Source organism: Maritimimonas rapanae, from assembly GCF_057837205.1.
Genome location: NZ_JBYQFI010000001.1, coordinates 1,133,411 through 1,151,281 on the forward strand (window position 1 = coordinate 1,133,411; position 17,871 = coordinate 1,151,281).

General features: G+C 31.2%; 21 protein-coding genes. 15 read left to right on the forward strand and 6 right to left on the reverse strand.

Going from position 1 to position 17,871, the window contains the following annotated elements:
• Window positions 1-6: 6 nt before the first annotated feature.
• From efp to AC3IF2_RS05430, 5 genes are read right to left on the reverse strand one after another with little or no spacing between them, the layout of a single operon-like run.
• A complete protein-coding gene (gene efp / locus AC3IF2_RS05410; RefSeq protein WP_489166048.1) occupies window positions 7-576 on the reverse strand; it encodes an elongation factor P in 570 nt (189 codons plus the stop codon).
• A gap of 8 nt (window positions 577-584) precedes the next feature.
• Window positions 585-1,370, reverse strand: a complete 786-nt coding sequence (lpxA, locus tag AC3IF2_RS05415; protein WP_489166049.1) for an acyl-ACP--UDP-N-acetylglucosamine O-acyltransferase — start codon at window positions 1,368-1,370, stop codon at window positions 585-587.
• Between the two features lie 5 nt (window positions 1,371-1,375).
• Window positions 1,376-2,770: a bifunctional UDP-3-O-[3-hydroxymyristoyl] N-acetylglucosamine deacetylase/3-hydroxyacyl-ACP dehydratase gene (locus tag AC3IF2_RS05420; protein WP_489166050.1), complete on the reverse strand. Its 1,395-nt coding sequence runs from the start codon at window positions 2,768-2,770 to the stop codon at window positions 1,376-1,378.
• Entirely contained in the window at window positions 2,767-3,804 is a 1,038-nt protein-coding gene (lpxD, locus tag AC3IF2_RS05425; protein WP_489166051.1) for a UDP-3-O-(3-hydroxymyristoyl)glucosamine N-acyltransferase, read from the reverse strand. The genes AC3IF2_RS05420 and lpxD overlap by 4 nt, the downstream gene beginning before the upstream one ends.
• Window positions 3,805-3,846: 42 nt before the next feature.
• The gene (locus AC3IF2_RS05430) at window positions 3,847-5,049 is read right to left on the reverse strand and encodes an HD domain-containing protein (protein WP_489166052.1); all 1,203 of its coding nucleotides are present in this window, start codon (window positions 5,047-5,049) and stop codon (window positions 3,847-3,849) included.
• 58 nt (window positions 5,050-5,107) lie between these two features.
• On the opposite strand from AC3IF2_RS05430, the gene porX reads away from it, so the two are divergent.
• The 7 genes from porX to AC3IF2_RS05465 all read left to right on the forward strand — a co-directional run bounded on the left by porX (window position 5,108) and on the right by AC3IF2_RS05465 (window position 11,766).
• On the forward strand, window positions 5,108-6,655 hold the full coding sequence (gene porX, locus AC3IF2_RS05435; protein WP_489166053.1) for a T9SS response regulator signal transducer PorX: 1,548 nt from the start codon (window positions 5,108-5,110) through the stop codon (window positions 6,653-6,655).
• A 134-nt stretch (window positions 6,656-6,789) separates the two neighbouring features.
• A complete protein-coding gene (gene serC, locus AC3IF2_RS05440; protein WP_489166054.1) occupies window positions 6,790-7,854 on the forward strand; it encodes a 3-phosphoserine/phosphohydroxythreonine transaminase in 1,065 nt (354 codons plus the stop codon).
• Between the two features lie 6 nt (window positions 7,855-7,860).
• Window positions 7,861-8,811 carry a D-2-hydroxyacid dehydrogenase gene (locus AC3IF2_RS05445; RefSeq protein ID WP_489166055.1) on the forward strand — a complete coding sequence of 317 codons (951 nt, stop codon included), beginning with the start codon at window positions 7,861-7,863 and terminating at the stop codon, window positions 8,809-8,811.
• A gap of 2 nt (window positions 8,812-8,813) precedes the next feature.
• Complete coding sequence (locus AC3IF2_RS05450) at window positions 8,814-10,049, forward strand: DUF1015 domain-containing protein (protein WP_489166056.1); 1,236 nt, start codon at window positions 8,814-8,816, stop codon at window positions 10,047-10,049.
• Between the two features lie 106 nt (window positions 10,050-10,155).
• Window positions 10,156-10,815, forward strand: a complete 660-nt coding sequence (locus AC3IF2_RS05455) for a YggS family pyridoxal phosphate-dependent enzyme (RefSeq protein WP_489166057.1) — start codon at window positions 10,156-10,158, stop codon at window positions 10,813-10,815.
• A complete protein-coding gene (locus AC3IF2_RS05460; protein WP_489166058.1) occupies window positions 10,815-11,006 on the forward strand; it encodes a YwbE family protein in 192 nt (63 codons plus the stop codon). Before AC3IF2_RS05455 ends, AC3IF2_RS05460 begins: the two co-directional genes overlap by 1 nt.
• A gap of 16 nt (window positions 11,007-11,022) precedes the next feature.
• Window positions 11,023-11,766, forward strand: coding sequence for a hypothetical protein (locus AC3IF2_RS05465; protein WP_489166059.1), 744 nt, complete (start codon window positions 11,023-11,025; stop codon window positions 11,764-11,766).
• A gap of 55 nt (window positions 11,767-11,821) precedes the next feature.
• Here AC3IF2_RS05465 and holA read toward each other — a convergent pair whose 3' ends face one another.
• Window positions 11,822-12,826, reverse strand: a complete 1,005-nt coding sequence (gene holA / locus AC3IF2_RS05470; protein ID WP_489166060.1) for a DNA polymerase III subunit delta — start codon at window positions 12,824-12,826, stop codon at window positions 11,822-11,824.
• Between the two features lie 29 nt (window positions 12,827-12,855).
• Between holA and AC3IF2_RS05475 the strand changes: the two genes are divergently transcribed.
• From AC3IF2_RS05475 to AC3IF2_RS05510, 8 genes are all read left to right on the forward strand, one after another.
• Window positions 12,856-13,296, forward strand: a complete 441-nt coding sequence (locus AC3IF2_RS05475; RefSeq protein ID WP_489166061.1) for a type I restriction enzyme HsdR N-terminal domain-containing protein — start codon at window positions 12,856-12,858, stop codon at window positions 13,294-13,296.
• The gene (locus AC3IF2_RS05480; protein WP_489166062.1) at window positions 13,293-14,285 is read left to right on the forward strand and encodes a glycosyltransferase family 2 protein; all 993 of its coding nucleotides are present in this window, start codon (window positions 13,293-13,295) and stop codon (window positions 14,283-14,285) included. The genes AC3IF2_RS05475 and AC3IF2_RS05480 overlap by 4 nt, the downstream gene beginning before the upstream one ends.
• 56 nt (window positions 14,286-14,341) lie before the next feature.
• The gene (locus AC3IF2_RS05485) at window positions 14,342-14,923 is read left to right on the forward strand and encodes a hypothetical protein (protein ID WP_489166063.1); all 582 of its coding nucleotides are present in this window, start codon (window positions 14,342-14,344) and stop codon (window positions 14,921-14,923) included.
• A gap of 125 nt (window positions 14,924-15,048) precedes the next feature.
• Window positions 15,049-15,450: a hypothetical protein gene (locus AC3IF2_RS05490; protein WP_489166064.1), complete on the forward strand. Its 402-nt coding sequence runs from the start codon at window positions 15,049-15,051 to the stop codon at window positions 15,448-15,450.
• A 52-nt stretch (window positions 15,451-15,502) separates the two neighbouring features.
• Window positions 15,503-15,946: a nucleoside deaminase gene (locus AC3IF2_RS05495; RefSeq protein ID WP_489166065.1), complete on the forward strand. Its 444-nt coding sequence runs from the start codon at window positions 15,503-15,505 to the stop codon at window positions 15,944-15,946.
• A gap of 2 nt (window positions 15,947-15,948) precedes the next feature.
• Entirely contained in the window at window positions 15,949-16,266 is a 318-nt protein-coding gene (locus tag AC3IF2_RS05500; protein ID WP_489166066.1) for a TfoX/Sxy family protein, read from the forward strand.
• A gap of 6 nt (window positions 16,267-16,272) precedes the next feature.
• Complete coding sequence (locus AC3IF2_RS05505; protein ID WP_489166067.1) at window positions 16,273-16,785, forward strand: SRPBCC family protein; 513 nt, start codon at window positions 16,273-16,275, stop codon at window positions 16,783-16,785.
• A 182-nt stretch (window positions 16,786-16,967) separates the two neighbouring features.
• Window positions 16,968-17,840 (forward strand): OmpA/MotB family protein, encoded by an 873-nt coding sequence (locus AC3IF2_RS05510; RefSeq protein WP_489166068.1) that lies wholly within the window; start codon window positions 16,968-16,970, stop codon window positions 17,838-17,840.
• The last annotated feature ends 31 nt before the right edge of the window (window positions 17,841-17,871 follow it).

A 17,871-nucleotide genomic window follows, 5' to 3' on the forward strand; every position in this document is an offset into this window, starting at 1 on the left:
AGAAAATTATTCCTTTACACGTTCTTGATATGTGCCTTTTTCAGTCTCTATTTTAACTTTATCACCTTCATTAATAAATAAAGGTACATTAACTCGAGCTCCTGTTTCTACAGTTGCTGGTTTGGTGGCATTGGTAGCTGTATTACCTTTTACACCTGGTTCTGTATGCGTAACTTCTAAAATTACACTGGCAGGCATTTCAACCGCTAGTGGAATTTCATCTGCTGCTCTAACTATAACAGTGACAATTTCACCTTCTTTCATTAACTCTGGAGCATCTAATATATCTTTCTGCAGTTGAATCTGAGTATAATCGGAATTATTCATAAAATGATAGGTAGTTTCTCCTTCACTATACAAATACTGATATTTACGTGTTTCTACACGGACTTCCTCAATTTTATGACCCGCTGAAAATGTATTGTCTATTACTTTTCCAGTTGTTAGACTTTTTAATTTTGTTCTTACAAATGCAGGTCCTTTTCCAGGTTTAACATGCTGAAATTCAATGATTTTATAAGTATCATTGTTGTATACTATACAAAGCCCTTTTTTTATATCTGATGTGTTTGCCATCTATCTTTTTAATTTGATTTAAAATATCCTTTCATAATACCTCTTTGTGAGTTCTTAATAAACTCTAGTATCTCATCTCTTTCAGGTGTTGCTTCCATTTCAACTTCTATTATGGAAGCAGCTTGTGTATTATTATAATTTTGTTGGTATAGGATACGATAAATATTTTGAATTTCTCTAATTTTTTCTGTCGAAAATCCTCTTCTACGCAGACCAACAGAATTTATACCGACATAAGATAAAGGCTCACGTGCTGCTTTTACATATGGCGGAATATCTTTTCTAACTAAAGACCCTCCTGTTACAAAAGCATGATTACCAACAGATACAAATTGATGTACCGCAACCATTCCTGCTAATACAACATTATCTCCTACTGTAACATGACCAGCAAGAGTAGAGTTATTAGAAAAAATACAATTGTCTCCTACTACGCAATCATGGCCAACATGACAATAAGCCATAACTAAACAATTATTACCAATAACAGTTTTTAGCCGATCATTGGTTCCACGATTTATAGTGACACATTCTCTAATAGTGACATTATCACCTATTTCTACAGTAGTATCTTCACCATCATATTTAAGATCTTGTGGAATAGCAGAAATAACAGCCCCAGGAAAAATTCTGCAATTTTTACCAATACGAGCACCATCCATAATAGTTACATTAGATCCGATCCACGTGCCTGAACCAATGGTTACATTATGATGAATTGTAGCAAAAGGCTCTACAACTACATTAGTTGCAATTTTTGCACTAGGGTGTATATAAGCTAACGGTTGATTCATAATTGTTAGTCGGTTCTTTTAGCTATCTGAGCCATTAATTCGGCTTCGGTTACTAATCTACCATTAGCATAGGCATAACCTTGCATATGGCAAATTCCTCTTCTAATTGGTGAAAGTAGTTCTAGTTTAAAGACGAGCGTATCACCTGGCATTACCTGTTGTTTAAAACGTACCTTATCTATTTTTATAAAATAAGTCAAGTAATTTTCTGGATCTGGTACTGTACTTAAAACTAAAATACCACCTGCTTGAGCCATAGCTTCAATTTGTAAAACACCTGGCATTACTGGAGCGCCAGGAAAATGACCAACAAAAAATGGTTCATTCATAGTTACATTTTTTAAACCAACAACATGTTTATCAGATAGCTCAATAATTTTATCAACTAATAAGAAAGGTGGCCTATGCGGTAACATTTTCATGATCTTATTCACATCCATTAAGGGAGGTGAATTCAAATCAAATTTTGGAACCTTATTGCGTTTTTCTATTTTAATAAGTTTGGCTAACTTTTTAGCAAACTGTGTATTAACTCCATGACCTGGTTTATTTGCAATTACTTTCCCTTTAATGCGAGTGCCCACTAGAGCTAAATCACCAACAACATCTAGTAACTTATGTCTAGCTGCCTCATTAGGCCAATGCAACGTTAGATTATCTAAAATACCATTGGGTTTTACAGCTACGTTATCTTTCTTAAATGCAACTCGAAGTTTCTCCATAGTTTCTGTAGACAATGGTTTATCTACATAAACTATTGCATTGTTTAAATCACCTCCCTTAATAAGGTCATTATCTAGGAGCATTTCAATTTCATGTAAAAAACTGAAAGTTCTTGCATCTGCGATCTCATCTTTAAAATCAGCAATATGTTCTAAATTTGCATTTTGAGTACCTAATACTTTAGTGCCAAAATCAACCATAGTAGTAACTTTGTACTCATCTGAAGGCATCAGAATAATTTCACTGCCTGTAGCTTCATCTTTATATGAAATTACTTCTTTTACGACGTATTCCTCGATTTCAGCTTCCTGTTCTTGTATTCCAGCATTTTCTAATGCTTCAATAAAAAATTTAGATGAACCGTCCATTATTGGAGGTTCAGGAGCATTCAATTCAATTGCAATATTATCAATCCCTAAACCAACAACTGCCGCAAGAACATGTTCTGAAGTGTTAATCTTAACTCCATTCTTTTCTAAGTTTGTGCCTCTTTGCGTATCGGTTACATAATCAGCTTTAGCTTCAATAATTGGGTTACCTTCTAAATCAACTCTAATAAAGGCGAAACCATGATTTTCTGGTGCAGGCTTAAAAGTTAACTTAACTTCTTTTCCTGTATGTAGTCCTACCCCAGAAAGTGAAACTTCTTTCTGTATTGTTTTTTGTTTAGTACTCATTTAACCTTTTCTTGCTCTTTTAACTTTTTCTCTAATTCGTAAACTTTATCTGCTAATCTAGTTAAGTTCTTAAAATGAACGTACGATTTATTATAGTCTGAATATGGTAATGCGGGGCTGCCTTGTACAGTCTCGTTATCTTTTAAACTTCTACCTATACCAGATTGTGCTTGTATCCTTACATTATTTCCAATAATAATATGCCCAACAATACCAACTTGACCTCCAATTTGGCAGTTTTTGCCAATTTTAGTGGATCCGGCAACACCAGTTTGAGCTGCTATTACAGTATTTTCATCTATTTCAACATTATGAGCAATCTGAATTTGATTATCTAGTTTTACTCCTTTACGGATGATTGTAGACCCTAAAGTTGCTCTATCTATAGTTGTACCAGATCCAATATCTACATTATCTTCTATGATTACATTGCCCGTTTGAGGAACTTTATTATAAACACCATTTTCATCAGGCACAAAACCAAAACCATCACAGCCAATAATTACACCAGAATGTATGGTACATTTATTACCTATTTGAGATTCAGAGTAAATCTTGGCACCAGCAAAAATCATCGTATTATCACCAATACTTACATTATCGCCTATAAATACATTAGGGTAAATCTTAACATTATTTCCAATCTTAGAATTTTCTCCTATATAAGTGAAAGCTCCTAGATAAATATTCTCACCTAAGTTTGCTGAATCACTTATAAAATTTGGATCTTCAACACCCGTTTTATTAAGCTTTACTTGATTATAAAATTCGAGCAATTTCGAAAATGCTTTATAAGAATCTTCTACTTTAATTAGTGTTGCAGAAATTTCTTTTTCAGGAATAAAACTACTATTTACTATAGCTACAGAAGCATTTGTGGTATATAAAAAAGGGGTGTATTTTGGATTTGAAAGAAAGGTTAACGAACCCTTTTCGCCTTCTTCAATTTTAGAAAGTTTGCTTACTTCTTCATCAGGATTACCTATCACCTCTCCTTCTAAAATATCCGAGATTTGTTTTGCTGTAAATTTCATTGCTGCAAAAGTAAAAAAAATAACCTAATAATAATGCGGTAACTATTTTGGGTAATAGATAAAATTTTTGGTAACTGGTTGGGTTAATGCCTTAATATTTAAATGGTCAGATGCATCAACAATATCTTCTACTATATTGTTTTTAAATTTAATATTTATCGGGTATTTATCTTTACTATATGCCTGATTACTTATGGATCCTTTATGAATAAAGTATGATAGCTCTTTTTCATCAAGATTAAATTTTTGAGCAACTTTTTTAGATTTTGATTGATAGACAGAATTAGAAATCTCATCATTCTTTATAATTACCTTAGGAAGGCTTCTATTTATAATAGATTTACAAAGTTCAGATAAAATTTTATCTGAATGATTCATCCAATTTTTTACAGAACTAATAATATCATAATCATCTAGTTTTGAGAATATTTCTAAAGACTTTGAATCAAAAGCCTTACTACTATTTAAAAAGTAATTCAGGTTATCACTAACCGATAAACTTTTTTCAACTACACTTAGCTCTTTAGCTCTTTTTAAAATGTTCACTAAAATATTTTCAGCAACCAAACTCGTTTTATGTAAATACACCATCCAGTACATTAATCTACGCGCAACTATAAATTTTTCTACAGAATAAATTCCTTTTTTATCAACAACCAAGTTATCATTTACCACATCTAACATGGTAATTAAACGATCAGAATTAATATTTCCTTCTGTTACACCACTATAAAAACTATCTCTTTTTAAATAATCTAAACGATCAACATCTAACTGACTGGCAATCAATTGACAAAAGAATGGTCGCTCATACTCGCCTTTGAACATTTTTATAGCCAGCGATAAGTTTCCATTAAAATTGTCATTCAATTTTTCCATAAACTTTAATGAAATTGATTCATGTTGGATATCGTTTGTTAAACTATTTTCTAGTGTATGAGAGAACGGACCATGGCCAATATCGTGTAATAAGATAGCAATTTGTACAGCTTCACTTTCTTGCTTAGAAATCTTCACTTTTTTAAAACGCAATACTTCAATTGTCTTTTGCATCAAAAAAAGACATCCAAGTGCATGTTCAAAGCGTGTATGATGCACTCCAGGATAGACTAAATACGATAATCCCATCTGAGAAATACGCCTTAATCTCTGAAAATAAGGATGTTCAATAATATCAAAAATTAATGCATTTTGTATTGGAATAAATCCGTAAATTGGGTCGTTAAAAATTTTGAGCTTTTTCAAAAAATTAGTTTTTGTTAATAGCAAAAATAGACGATTAATTTTAAAAGATACTTAGTACATGAGTACAGCAAAAATACTTTGGGTTGATGATGAAATAGAATTATTAAAACCACATTTGTTATTTTTAGAAAAGAAGAATTATAATGTTTCAACATGTAATAATGGTGCTGAAGCGGTAGAAAGTGTCGACGAAGAAAATTATGATATCGTTTTTTTAGACGAAAACATGCCTGGCCTTTCGGGTATTGAAACTTTAGCTCAAATAAAAAGTAAACTTCCAAACTTGCCAGTAGTAATGATTACTAAGAGTGAGGAGGAATACATAATGGAAGAAGCTATTGGTGCTAAAATTGCCGATTATCTAATCAAGCCAGTAAATCCTAATCAAATATTATTAGCACTCAAGAAAACATTAGATAATTCGCGTTTGGTTTCAGAAAAAACAACTTCTAATTACCAGCAGCAGTTTCGTAAAATTTCTATGGATTTAGCCATGGTCAATACTTATGATGAGTGGATTGATCTCTATAAAAAATTAGTTCATTGGGAAATTGAGTTAGAATCTATTGATGACCCTGGAATGATAGAAATCTTAGAAAGTCAAAAGAATGAAGCTAATTCTCAATTCTTTAAATTCATTGAAAAGAATTATGAGGGATGGTTTCATGATGAAGAAAAGCCTATTCTTTCGCATACTCTGTTTAAAGATGTTATAAAACCTGAACTATCTAAAGATCAAGGCACTCTTTTAGTAGTTATTGATAACTTAAGATACGATCAGTTAAGAATTTTAGAACCAGTTATTAACAACTATTATAAAAAGGAAGAAGAAATTACTTTTTATAGTATTTTACCAACAGCAACACAGTATGCACGTAATGCTATTTTCTCAGGGTTAATGCCTTCAGAAATGGAGAAACGTCACCCAGAATACTGGAAGAACGATACAGACGAAGGAGGTAAAAATTTATATGAAAGTGAATTTTTGACTGCTCAATTAAAGCGACTTGGGTTAGATATTAAGCATGAGTTCTATAAAATAACTAATATGCCTAATGGTAGAGAGCTAGCTCAAAATTTTGCAGGTGTTAAAGATAATGATTTGACTGTGGTTGTATACAACTTTGTAGATATGCTCTCACATTCGAGAACAGAAATGGAAATGATCAAAGAATTAGCTAGTGATGATAAAGCCTACAGATCGTTAACATTAAGTTGGTTTAAAAATTCACCGCTACTTGAAATCATTCAAAAGGCCCAACGAATGAACCTTAAGCTAATTATTACTACGGATCACGGTACTATAAATACGAAGAGGCCGTCAAGAGTTGTGGGTGACAAGAATATTAGTTCTAATCTTCGTTATAAAACAGGTAGAAGTTTAAGTTATTCAGATAAAGAGGTTTATGCAGTTAAGAACCCTAAAGACATCTTTTTACCAACGATAAACATGAGCAGTTCATTTGTATTTGCTAAAGAAGATTATTTCTTTGCCTATCCAAACAACTATAATCATTTTGTAAAGTATTATAAGAATACCTATCAACATGGTGGTATTTCATTAGAAGAAATGATCATTCCATGTGTAATTATGGAACCCAAATAAGCTTATTTATTTAGCTCAATTTTTTTAATTCGTGGTTTTTAACAAATAGTCAAAAATTGTTAGGTATTTTTTAGATATCTATATCAGTTATTTATAATAAATTCTTCAACTTTGTGCTTTCAAAAATTTGAATAATGAAGAAGCATAATTTTAGTGCAGGTCCATGTATATTACCTCAAGAAGTTTTAAAAAAAGCATCTGAAGCCGTTGTTAATTTTAATAACGATGGTCTATCTCTAATTGAAATTTCACATAGAAGTAAAGCTTTTGTTGATGTTATGGAGAAAGCCAGAAGCTTAGTTTTAGAGTTGCTTAAACTTGAAAATAAAGGGTATTCAGTTTTGTTTTTACAAGGAGGTGCTAGTTTGGAGTTTTTAATGACACCCTATAACTTACTTAAAGAGGGTGGCAGAGCTGCATATTTAGATACTGGAACATGGAGCTCTAAGTCTATCAAAGAAGCTAAATTATTAGGTGACATTGAAGTCGTTGCTTCATCAAAAGATAAAAACTACTCTTACATTCCAAAAGGTTATACAGTTCCAGCCGATGCTGATTATTTTCACTGTACAAGTAACAATACCATTTTTGGAACTCAAATGAAATCTTTTCCGCAAATAAATGGATTATTGGTTTGTGATATGAGTTCAGATATTTTTTCGCGTCAATTAGATTTTTCAAAATTTGATTTGATCTATGCAGGTGCACAAAAGAATATGGGGCCAGCAGGTACTACTTTGATAGTTGTTAAAGAAGATATTTTAGGTAAGACAGGTAGAGTAATTCCTTCAATGTTAGACTATCAAGTTCATATTTCTAAAGATAGTATGTTCAATACCCCTTCAGTGTTTGCTGTTTATGTTTCTATGTTAACATTGGAGTGGTTAAAAGGCCTTGGCGGAATACCTGCAATTGAAAAAGTAAATAATGCTAAAGCTGAATTATTGTATAGTGAAATAGATAATAATCCTTTATTTGAAGGTGTAGCTGAAAAAGAGGATAGATCATATATGAATGTTACATTTACTTTAATAGATAAATCCTTAAAAGAGAAATTTGATAACGCTTGGCAAGCTGCTGGCATAAACGGATTAAATGGTCACAGATCAGTTGGTGGTTATAGAGCAAGTATATATAATGCATTACCATTAGAAAGTGTTCAAGTATTGGTAGCTATAATGCAAAATTTTAATAAGTAATAAGAAATGAAAATATTAGCAAACGACGGTATAGCAACTAGTGGTATTAAAGTACTTGAGAATGCAGGTTTCGAAGTTATTCTAACTACTGTTACTCAAGAGCAATTGGTAAATTATATAAATGAAAATGAAATTGTTGCATTGCTTGTAAGAAGTGCTACCAAAGTAAGAAAAGATATTATTGATAATTGCCCAACATTAAAATTGATAGGTCGTGGCGGTGTTGGCATGGATAATATAGATGTAGATTATGCGCGTGAAAATGGACTACATGTAATTAATACGCCAGCAGCTTCATCACATTCTGTTGCTGAATTAGTTTTCGCACACCTTTTCGGAATGGTTCGTTTTTTACACGATTCCAACCGAAATATGCCTCTAGAAGGCGATTCAAAATTTAAAGACCTTAAAAAAGCATATGCTAAAGGAGTTGAATTAAAAGGCAAAACTTTAGGTGTTTTTGGTTTTGGCCGTATAGGTCAAGCTACGGCTAAAGTTGCATTAGGTGTAGGGATGAAAGTTGTGGCATATGATCCTTTTATAGATGCTGCAAACCTAGAATTAGAATTCTTTGATGGTCAAACTTTAAATTTTGAGATCAATACAATTTCTAAAGAAGAAGTATTACAACAATCAGATTTTCTTACACTTCATGTGCCTGCGCAAGATAAATATGTTATTTCTACTGATGAGTTTGAATTAATGAAAAATGGAGCTGGCATAGTTAATGCCGCACGAGGTGGTGTAATAGATGAAGTTGCTTTAGTAGATGCTTTAAAAAGCGGTAAAATATCTAGAGCTGCCTTAGATGTTTTCGAAAATGAACCGACGCCAGAGGTTCAATTACTAATGAACCCAGATATATCGTTAACTCCACATATTGGTGCTGCTACTAGTGAAGCTCAAGATAGAATAGGCTTAGAATTAGCAGACCAAATTATTGAGATTCTTAAGTAAGAATGGCAATTGTAAAGCCTTTTAAAGCTGTTCGTGCTACTAGAGATAAAGTAGCTTTGGTGTCATCAAAGTCTTATGAAGCCTATACGCCTGCAGAATTAGGTGCTAAACTAGATTTTAATCCTTTTACTTTTTTACACATTATCAATCCTGGTTATAAGTATCATCAAGAAGTTTCTGGTAAAGAACGTTTTAAATTGGTGCATAATCGTTTTATAGAGTTTAAAGAAAATAAGATTTTCACCAAAGATGATCAGCCAGCATTTTATATTTATAAAAAGGTATATGGCTCAGATGTATTTTGCGGTATTATTGCTGCTACTAGTGTAGATGATTATAATAATAATGTCATTAAAAAACATGAGGGTACTATTAAGAGTAGAGAGCAATTATTTCAAAGCTATTTAAAAGAGGTTGGCTTTAATGCAGAGCCTGTACTCCTCACTTATCCTGACAATGATACGATTCAAAATATTATCGAAAAGTATGAAAGCACAAGAACTGAATATGAGTTTACCACTACAGATAAACGAACTCATTATTTATGGTTAGTTACAGATAAAATAGACATTGCTCAAATAAGTAGCGCTTTCGCGGAAATAGACTCGCTTTATATTGCAGATGGTCATCATCGTTCATCATCATCATGTTTATTAGCCAAGCAATTAAAAAAACAAAACAAAAAGCATTCAGGTAACGAAGCTTATAACTTCTTTATGAGTTATTTGATTCCAGAATCGCATTTAAAAATTTCTGAATTTAACCGCTTGGTAAAAGATTTAAACGGACTTTCTAAGGAAGAATTTTTGATCAAATTAGATGAATGGTTCCGTATAGAGAATAAAGGGCAACAACTATATAAAGCATCAAAATCACATCATTTTAGTATGTATTTAGATGGTGAATATTACTCTTTATATTTGCGTAAATCTATTTATAAGTTTACAGATGCTTTAAGCGAATTAGATGCCGAAGTACTCTACAGAACTGTTTTAAAACCTATTTTAGGGATTAAAAATTTAAGAAAGAGTAGTCGTATTCATTATTCACACGGTAAAAATGATGCTTTTAAATTAAAAAGCAAAGTAGATTCAGGCGACTATAAAATTGCTTTTGGTTTAGTGCCTGCTACCGTTGAGCAACTAAAAGCAATTGCAGATGCCGATTTGCAGATGCCACCTAAAAGCACATATATTGAGCCAAAATTGCGTAGTGGTTTAACCATGTATGAGTTTTGATTATAAAACTGTCAATTCGAGTTTTAGCCAAAGTCTAAAGTATCGAGAATAGGTTTTATAAATTATTTGTTTTCGATACATCAAATTGATATAATATACAAGCTAGATGAACATAGCAGAAAATCTAAATAATATAAAATCTACACTTCCTGAGCATGTAACATTAGTTGCAGTTTCTAAAACGAAACCTGTAGAAACTATCCACGAAGCTTATAATGCTGGTCAACGAGTATTTGGCGAGAATAAAATTCAAGAAATGGTAGATAAATATGAGCAATTACCTAAAGATATCGAATGGCATATGATTGGTCATTTACAACGTAATAAGGTAAAATATATGGCTCATTTTGTGAGTTTGATTCATGGTGTAGATAGTTTTAAAACTTTAAAGGAGATCAATAAACAAGCGTTAAAATATGATCGCGCCATCAATTGTTTATTGCAAGCCAGAATTGCTCAAGAAGATACTAAGTTCGGGCTTTCATTTTCTGAAATCGAATCTATCATAAACTCAAAAGAATTGAAAGAGTTAGAAAATGTAAATATTGTTGGTTTAATGGCTATGGCTAGTTTCACTAGTGACGAAGAGCAAATACAACAAGAGTTCTCAAATCTTAACACTTTCTATAAGCAACTTAAAACTAATCACTCAAATCTCAAAACCCTTTCTATTGGCATGAGTGGTGATTACCCTTTAGCTATTGAAAATGGCAGTACTATGGTACGTGTTGGAAGTGCTATATTTGGCGCTAGAAACTATAACTAATGGATGGTACTAAGAGAAAAAACATCAAAGTAGGTTTACAAGTTGCTGTTGTACAAAAACAGCATCAACGTTCTGGTGAATTAACCGAAGGTACTGTACAACGTATTTTAACGAATTCTGCGAATCATCCGCATGGTATTAAAGTAAAACTTAAGAGTGGTATAGTTGGTAGAGTAAAGGCAATTATTTAGCTGACAATAACTAAAGATGCAACAATTAATTACCGAAATTGAAAATACATTACGATTAATTATAGTCAATATAATTGGTGATAAAGATAATTCTCAGTATTTAGTTTCTAACCAAAGAATTCAATCTTGGATTGAAAAAAGAAATACTGAAGAAAAAAAATACAAAGGACTATTGTATGAGAAAAGACTATTATACTATTCTGATTTTTACGATTTAGCTACGATTATACATAAAAACTGGGGTGCATTTTCACCAATTTTTAAAGAGAAAAAGCGATTTGATGTTTTTTTTAAAGAATTAGAAAAATTTAGAAATACTCTTTCTCATGGAAGAAATTTAACATCAAACGAAAGGAATTTATTGACAGGAATCGTGGGTGAGTTTAAAAATCAAATCACAATATATCATAATAAAAATGAAATGAAAGAAGATTATTTTGTGAGAATTATTAAAGTAAGTGATAATTTTGGGAACACTTGGCCAAATCCAAAGTCTAGTCGGGTTATTTTAAGGGTTGGAGATGAATATGAATTGATAGTTCAAGCAAACGATCCAAAGGATCGTGAAATAAATTATAAGCTTTTCGTTATTGGACAAGGAAATATTATAGAGAATCAGATTTCTAATGTATTAAAATTTAAAGCTGAAAAAAAACACGTAGCGCAATCATTATGTTTTATGGTAGTAGTTTCAACCCCTGATTCTGATTATAAGAATCAACATCATATAAGTATTATTGCAACCATTCTTCCAAATTGATATTGTCAATCACATTTATAATTTATTACTTTTGTTGAATTTCAATTCAATTCTTTCAATGCATGACTTTAAATAGTAATTCTTTTAAAATATCACCTTGTGGTAAATTGCTTGCACCAACACCTTTACTTTTTAGATCGGCATCACGTAATAAAGAAATTACTTGAGATACTTTACGCATAGGGTAATTACTTGCCGCTTTTTGATAATCGTTTACAAAATATGGGTTTACACGCAATGCCCTTGCAACACTACCCTTAGATTTATCACGCAAGCCATGATATACTAAGAGTTGTGTAAAAAAACTATTTAATAAAGAAATAGTCATCACTAATGGGTTACTCTTTGGGTTTTGGGCGAAATAAGTAATGATTTGATTAGCTTTTATCACCTGCTTCTCTCCTACTGCTTTTCTCAATTCAAAATTATTAAAGTCTTTACTTATGCCAATATTATCTTCAATATGCTTGGCAGTTATTAACTTTTCATCTCCTAAAACCAGGATTAGCTTTTCGAGCTCATTATTAATTTTCGCTAAATCTGTTCCTAAAAACTCAACGAGCATCAATGTTGCTTTAGGCTCTATTTGATATTGCTTACCAGAAAGTACGCGTCGTATCCAATCACCTACTTGATTTTCATACAACTTCTTGCTTTCAAATAAAACGCCATTTTTGGCAACTATTTTTGCAAGCTTCTTACGTTTATCGAGGGTTTTGTATTTATAACAGACTACCAATATTGTAGAAGGCTGTGGATTTTCCGCGTAAGAGACCAAATTTTCAATCGTACGTGACAGATCTTGAGCCTCTTTAACGATTACAACTTGTCGTTCAGCCATCATTGGGAAACGCTTGGCATTAGAAACAATGTCTTCTATAGCCACATCACGTCCATATAAAACCATTTGGTTGAATCCCTTTTCCTCTTCACTTAAAACATTCTTTTCTATATATTCAGAGACCTTGTCAATATAGTAAGGTTCATCGCCCATTAAAAAATAAACAGGCGCAATGTTACCTTGCTGTATACTAGAAACTATTTGATTGATTTGCTCCACAACTAAGAAAAAAAGTTCATTTTTGTACTATGCAAGCACTTAATTTTCCTGCATATAAATTCAAGCTCAAAAATAGCGAAAATAAGCAGTTTATTTTTGATGTTATCAGAAAAAAATATGTGGTTTTAACTCCCGAAGAATGGGTGCGGCAACATGTGCTTCAGTATCTAATTGAAGAAAAGAAATATCCGAAGTCTATTATTGCTGTTGAAAAACAATTACAACTGAATGGGTTGAGAAAAAGGTTCGATATATTGATCTTCAATAAAAAAGGAAAGCCAGAGATTGCTATTGAATGTAAATCTCCCAAAATAAAAATTTCGCAAGAAACTTTTGATCAGATTGCTCGATATAACTTAGAATTAAAAGCTAAATTTCTAATGGTTTCAAACGGATTAGATCATTACTTTTGTAATCTTGACCATAAGAATAAGCAATATAATTTCTTAAAAGAATTACCTAACTATTGAAAGTCGCTATAGTAATATTAAACTGGAATGGAAAACAGTTATTAAAGCAGTTTTTGCCTAGTGTTATTGAACATAGCAACGCTTTCGCGGATGTTTATGTTGCCGATAATAATTCTGATGATGATTCTGTTGCCTTTGTAAAGGAAAATTATCCTAAAGTTAAAATAGTTGTGAACACAATCAATGGTGGCTATGCCAAAGGATATAATGATGCTTTACAACATATTGATGCAGATGTTTATGGATTGGTAAATTCTGACATTGAAGTTACAGATGGGTGGTTAGAACCAATTATAAAACAATTTAGAGAGAATGCTAAAGTTGTTGCTGTTCAACCTAAAATTCTTGACTTTAAGGATAAATCGAAATTTGAATATGCAGGAGCAGCTGGTGGTTTTATTGATTCTTTGGGTTATCCATATTGTCGTGGACGTATCTTCAACACATTAGAATCAGACAATAATCAATACAGTAGTAACGAAGATATTTTTTGGGCATCAGGAGCTTGTTTTTTTGTACGCTCAGAGGTATTCCACAATCTTAACGGATTCGATGAAGACTATTTTGCTCATCAAGAAGAAATTGATCTATGTTGGCGGATTCAAAATGCAGGTTATACTATTAAATATGTAGCTGATTCTAAAGTTTATCATGTTGGTGGAGCTACATTGAGTAATATAAACCCAAAAAAAACGTATTTAAACTTTAGAAATAGCCTATTTACATTAGTTAAAAACCTTCAAAAAAATAAGCTGTTCAGTACAGTTTTGGTGCGTTTGCTTTTAGATGGAGTTGCAGGTATTAAATTTTTATTAGAGTTTAAGCCAAATCATACATTGGCTATTATAAAAGCACACTTTAGTTTTTATAGTAATTTAAATAAATTTTTGGCAAAAAGAAAAAATCAGTTAAGTAAAAAAGAGAACTACTTTCATTCTAAAAGCATCGTTTGGAATTATTTTGTAGCTGGTAAAAAGAAATTCTCATAACTTAATTAAGTATTTTCAATTTTTAAACGAATATTTTTAATAAATAATAAAAGAATATGCATAGAATAATTTCTTCACTAGTAATTATATTAACCACACTAACTGTATTTGGTCAAAAAAATGATACGATTTACAAGAATGATGGTTCAAAACTCATTGAGGATATACAATATTATAACAGACTAGGAAATGATTTTAAATATTCAAAAAAACGCTATCAAAAAAAATCCAAAATTCCTGTAAATGAAATATCAAAAGTTGTTCTCGTTAAACAAGCTAAAAAATCTAAAGAAATTTTTACAGAAATATACAAACCTTTAAACAAAGACAAAAAGAAGAAGAATTATAAACTTGTAAAAGTTTTATTAGAAGGTTATTGTGAATTATTTATTGATTATTCAACAAATGCCTTAGATAAGCCAATTTTATTGCATTATTTAATAAGGCCAAATGAGTTTGCTGCTACTGAGATTAAGAGAGATTTACTCTTACACCAAAGTCGTTCTAGTGTTTTACTTGATTATTTTTCTGATTGTCCCTCAGTAGTCAACTATATCAACTCATTAAGAAAGATAAAAATTAAAAATAAGCAATTGGTTGAAATAATAAAGAAATATAATAGCGAATGTTCCAAATAAGAAATTCGTATATGTTTTGTTATTAAAGTTTATATAAACAATCATAAAATATCGAAGTCATAAAAATAGATATAAAAGGAGGATTTAACAATGGTTTGAAAGTCTATGAAGCCAACAGATTAATAATGTCATCTTCTGTTCAAAATAATTGGCCTAAAAAGGATGAAATTAGTATTTACAGAAATAATGAAATGATCTTAAAGGTAAATCATAGTCAAAATTTAAAATCAAACTATAAAATTTTAGTTCAAAATTCTGAAAAGGCATATGTAATAAGTTATGAATCCCTTCAACTAGCAAATAAAGAAAAAATAAGAATTAAATTGACAGTTGCCTATTCTTTATTTAATCCCTATGCAAAAATTTATTTGAACAACACTCAAATTGGTAAGGTGAATAGTAGAAAATTAAGCTTGAGCTTGAATTTCAAATTATTCCTAAACAAAAAGTACATCGAATATTTGACAGATATCTTGGTGCTATTTTTAATACAGGAGTCTAATAGGAATTACAACCTCAGTTTTTGATAATCTAAATAATCATTTTTTGACTTATCTTTGATAGAACCATCTAACAAATATGAGTATTTCTCAACATTACCAAAAAGCATTAGATCAAGCCAAAAAAAGTTACGCTGAAGGCGGAATACCTATCGGTGCTGTTTTGGTTTCTAATAACCGAATTATTGGTAAAGGGCATAACCAGCGTGTGCAACAATTAAATCCAATACTTCATGGCGAAATGGATTGCCTACAAAACGCTGGTAGACAAGCTGATTATACTGATATGACTTTATATACAACGTTGAGCCCTTGTATGATGTGTACTGGTACTATCCTTCAATTTAAAATTAAAAAGGTAGTTGTTGGTGAGAATATTAATTTTGATGGCAACATAGATTTTTTAATGAAACAAGGTGTTGAAGTAAAACTATTAAATGATAAAGAAACCATTGATCTAATGTCTAAATTTATAAAAGAGAAACCAGAACTATGGAATGAAGATATTTCTGAAATTGATTGATTATGGCTTATAACGAAGAGTTAGCAAACAAGATAAGAGAACACATTGCAAAATATGATGATGTTACCGAAAAAAAGATGTTCGGTGGTTTAAGCTTTCTTTATAAAGGAAAAATGTCTGTTGGTGTAGTTAAGGATGATTTGGCAGTTAGAATTGTTGAATCTAAAATGGAGCAAGAACTCGAAAAGCATAATGTTCGCCCAATGGATTTTACCAAAAGAGTAATGAAAGAGTTTGTATTTGTTGAACTAGAAAATGAATATAATTTACCTTACTGGATCGAGTTAGGTATTGAGCATGCAAAAAGTAAATTAAAATAACACATCATGAAAAATTTAAGCTGGGATTCATTCACAAAAAAGATCCATATAAAAACAGACATTGAAACATTATTTAAACTTTGGACTACAGAAAAAGGTATAACCTCATGGTTTCTAAGCGATGCTGAATATCTAAGAAATGGTACTAAAATAGATGCTAATAAAACTATTAAAGCTGGCGACGCTTATACTTGGCGTTGGCATAATTGGGATGGTGAAGAAGAAGGTAAGGTACAAGAAGTAAAAGAAAACGAGTATGTAAAGTTCACTTTTGCTGGAGAGAACGACCTTTTAGTTTCTTTTGAGCAAAAAGAAACTGCTGTATTATTAACACTCACACAGTCAAATATTCCGCTTGACGAGAAAAGTAAGCTTGAAATTTTCTATGGTTGCAGTAATGGTTGGACCTTTTGGTTAGCCAACCTTAAAGCTTATGTAGAGCATGGAATTCTTTTAAATGAAACCGAAATTGATCTCAGAGATTTTGATCTAGCTGGCTACGAATTTGTAAATATGTAATTCGATAGATTCGGTTACATTATTTAATATTCTAAAATTGTTTTAGATTATCAAAAGTATACTTATATCTCATAGCTTTTTGTTAAAAACTTATATCTCAAATTTTATAAAACTTTAGAAACTCTTTAGATTGTTGTTTTTTATTTGCGGAGTTAAAAACATTAAAATAAATATTTAACTCTATGAAAAAATTATCAATTTTAATGATGGTCGTGTTATTAACGGCATCATGTGTATCTAAAAAGAAATATCTAACTCTAGAACAAGATAGAGATAACCTTAAAGGTGAGCTGCATAAAACAGCAATTGCTAAGGAAGAATTAGAACAAAAATTCGCAGCTATCGAGGCAAGAGTAGAAGCTTATAATGCTAAAATTAGTGCGTTAAAAGAAGAAACTAGTACATTAAAACAAGAAAGTGATTCTAAACTAACTGTTTCTGAAGGTGCTGTAATTTCTAATGAAGCTAAAAGTCAAATGAGAGCTACTATTGCTAAAATGGATGCTGAAGCTGTAAAAGGAGCAAAAACTTTAAAAGATTCAATGAACTTAGCCGTTTCTTATAACTTAAAGAAAGCAATGGCTGCAAGTGATTTAAATGAGGATGATGATATTGCTGTTAATATTGACGGTACTGTTGTAATGATTTCAATTTCTGATAAATTATTATTCAACACGGCAAGTTATAGAATTAGCAATAAAGCAGATCATATCTTAAAAAAGATTGCTGATTTAGTGAATTCTGAAGAAAGTTTAGATTTAATGGTAGAGGGCCATACAGATTCTAGAACTATTAGTAATGCGAAAGTTGCAGACAATTGGGATTTAAGTGTACTTAGAGCAACTTCAGTTGTTAGAAGATTAGAAAATAAATTTGACATAGCTCCAGAAAAATTAATAGCTTCTGGTAGAGGTTCTTTCCAGCCATTAGTAAGTAATGACACTAAGAAAGATAGAGCTAGAAATAGAAGAACGCGTATCGTTATATTACCAAATATTGATAAGTTTCTTGCTTTAATGAATAGTGATCAACAGGTTACTTCTGTGAATGACTAATATTTCTTATAAATTTTTAAAAAGCCAGATT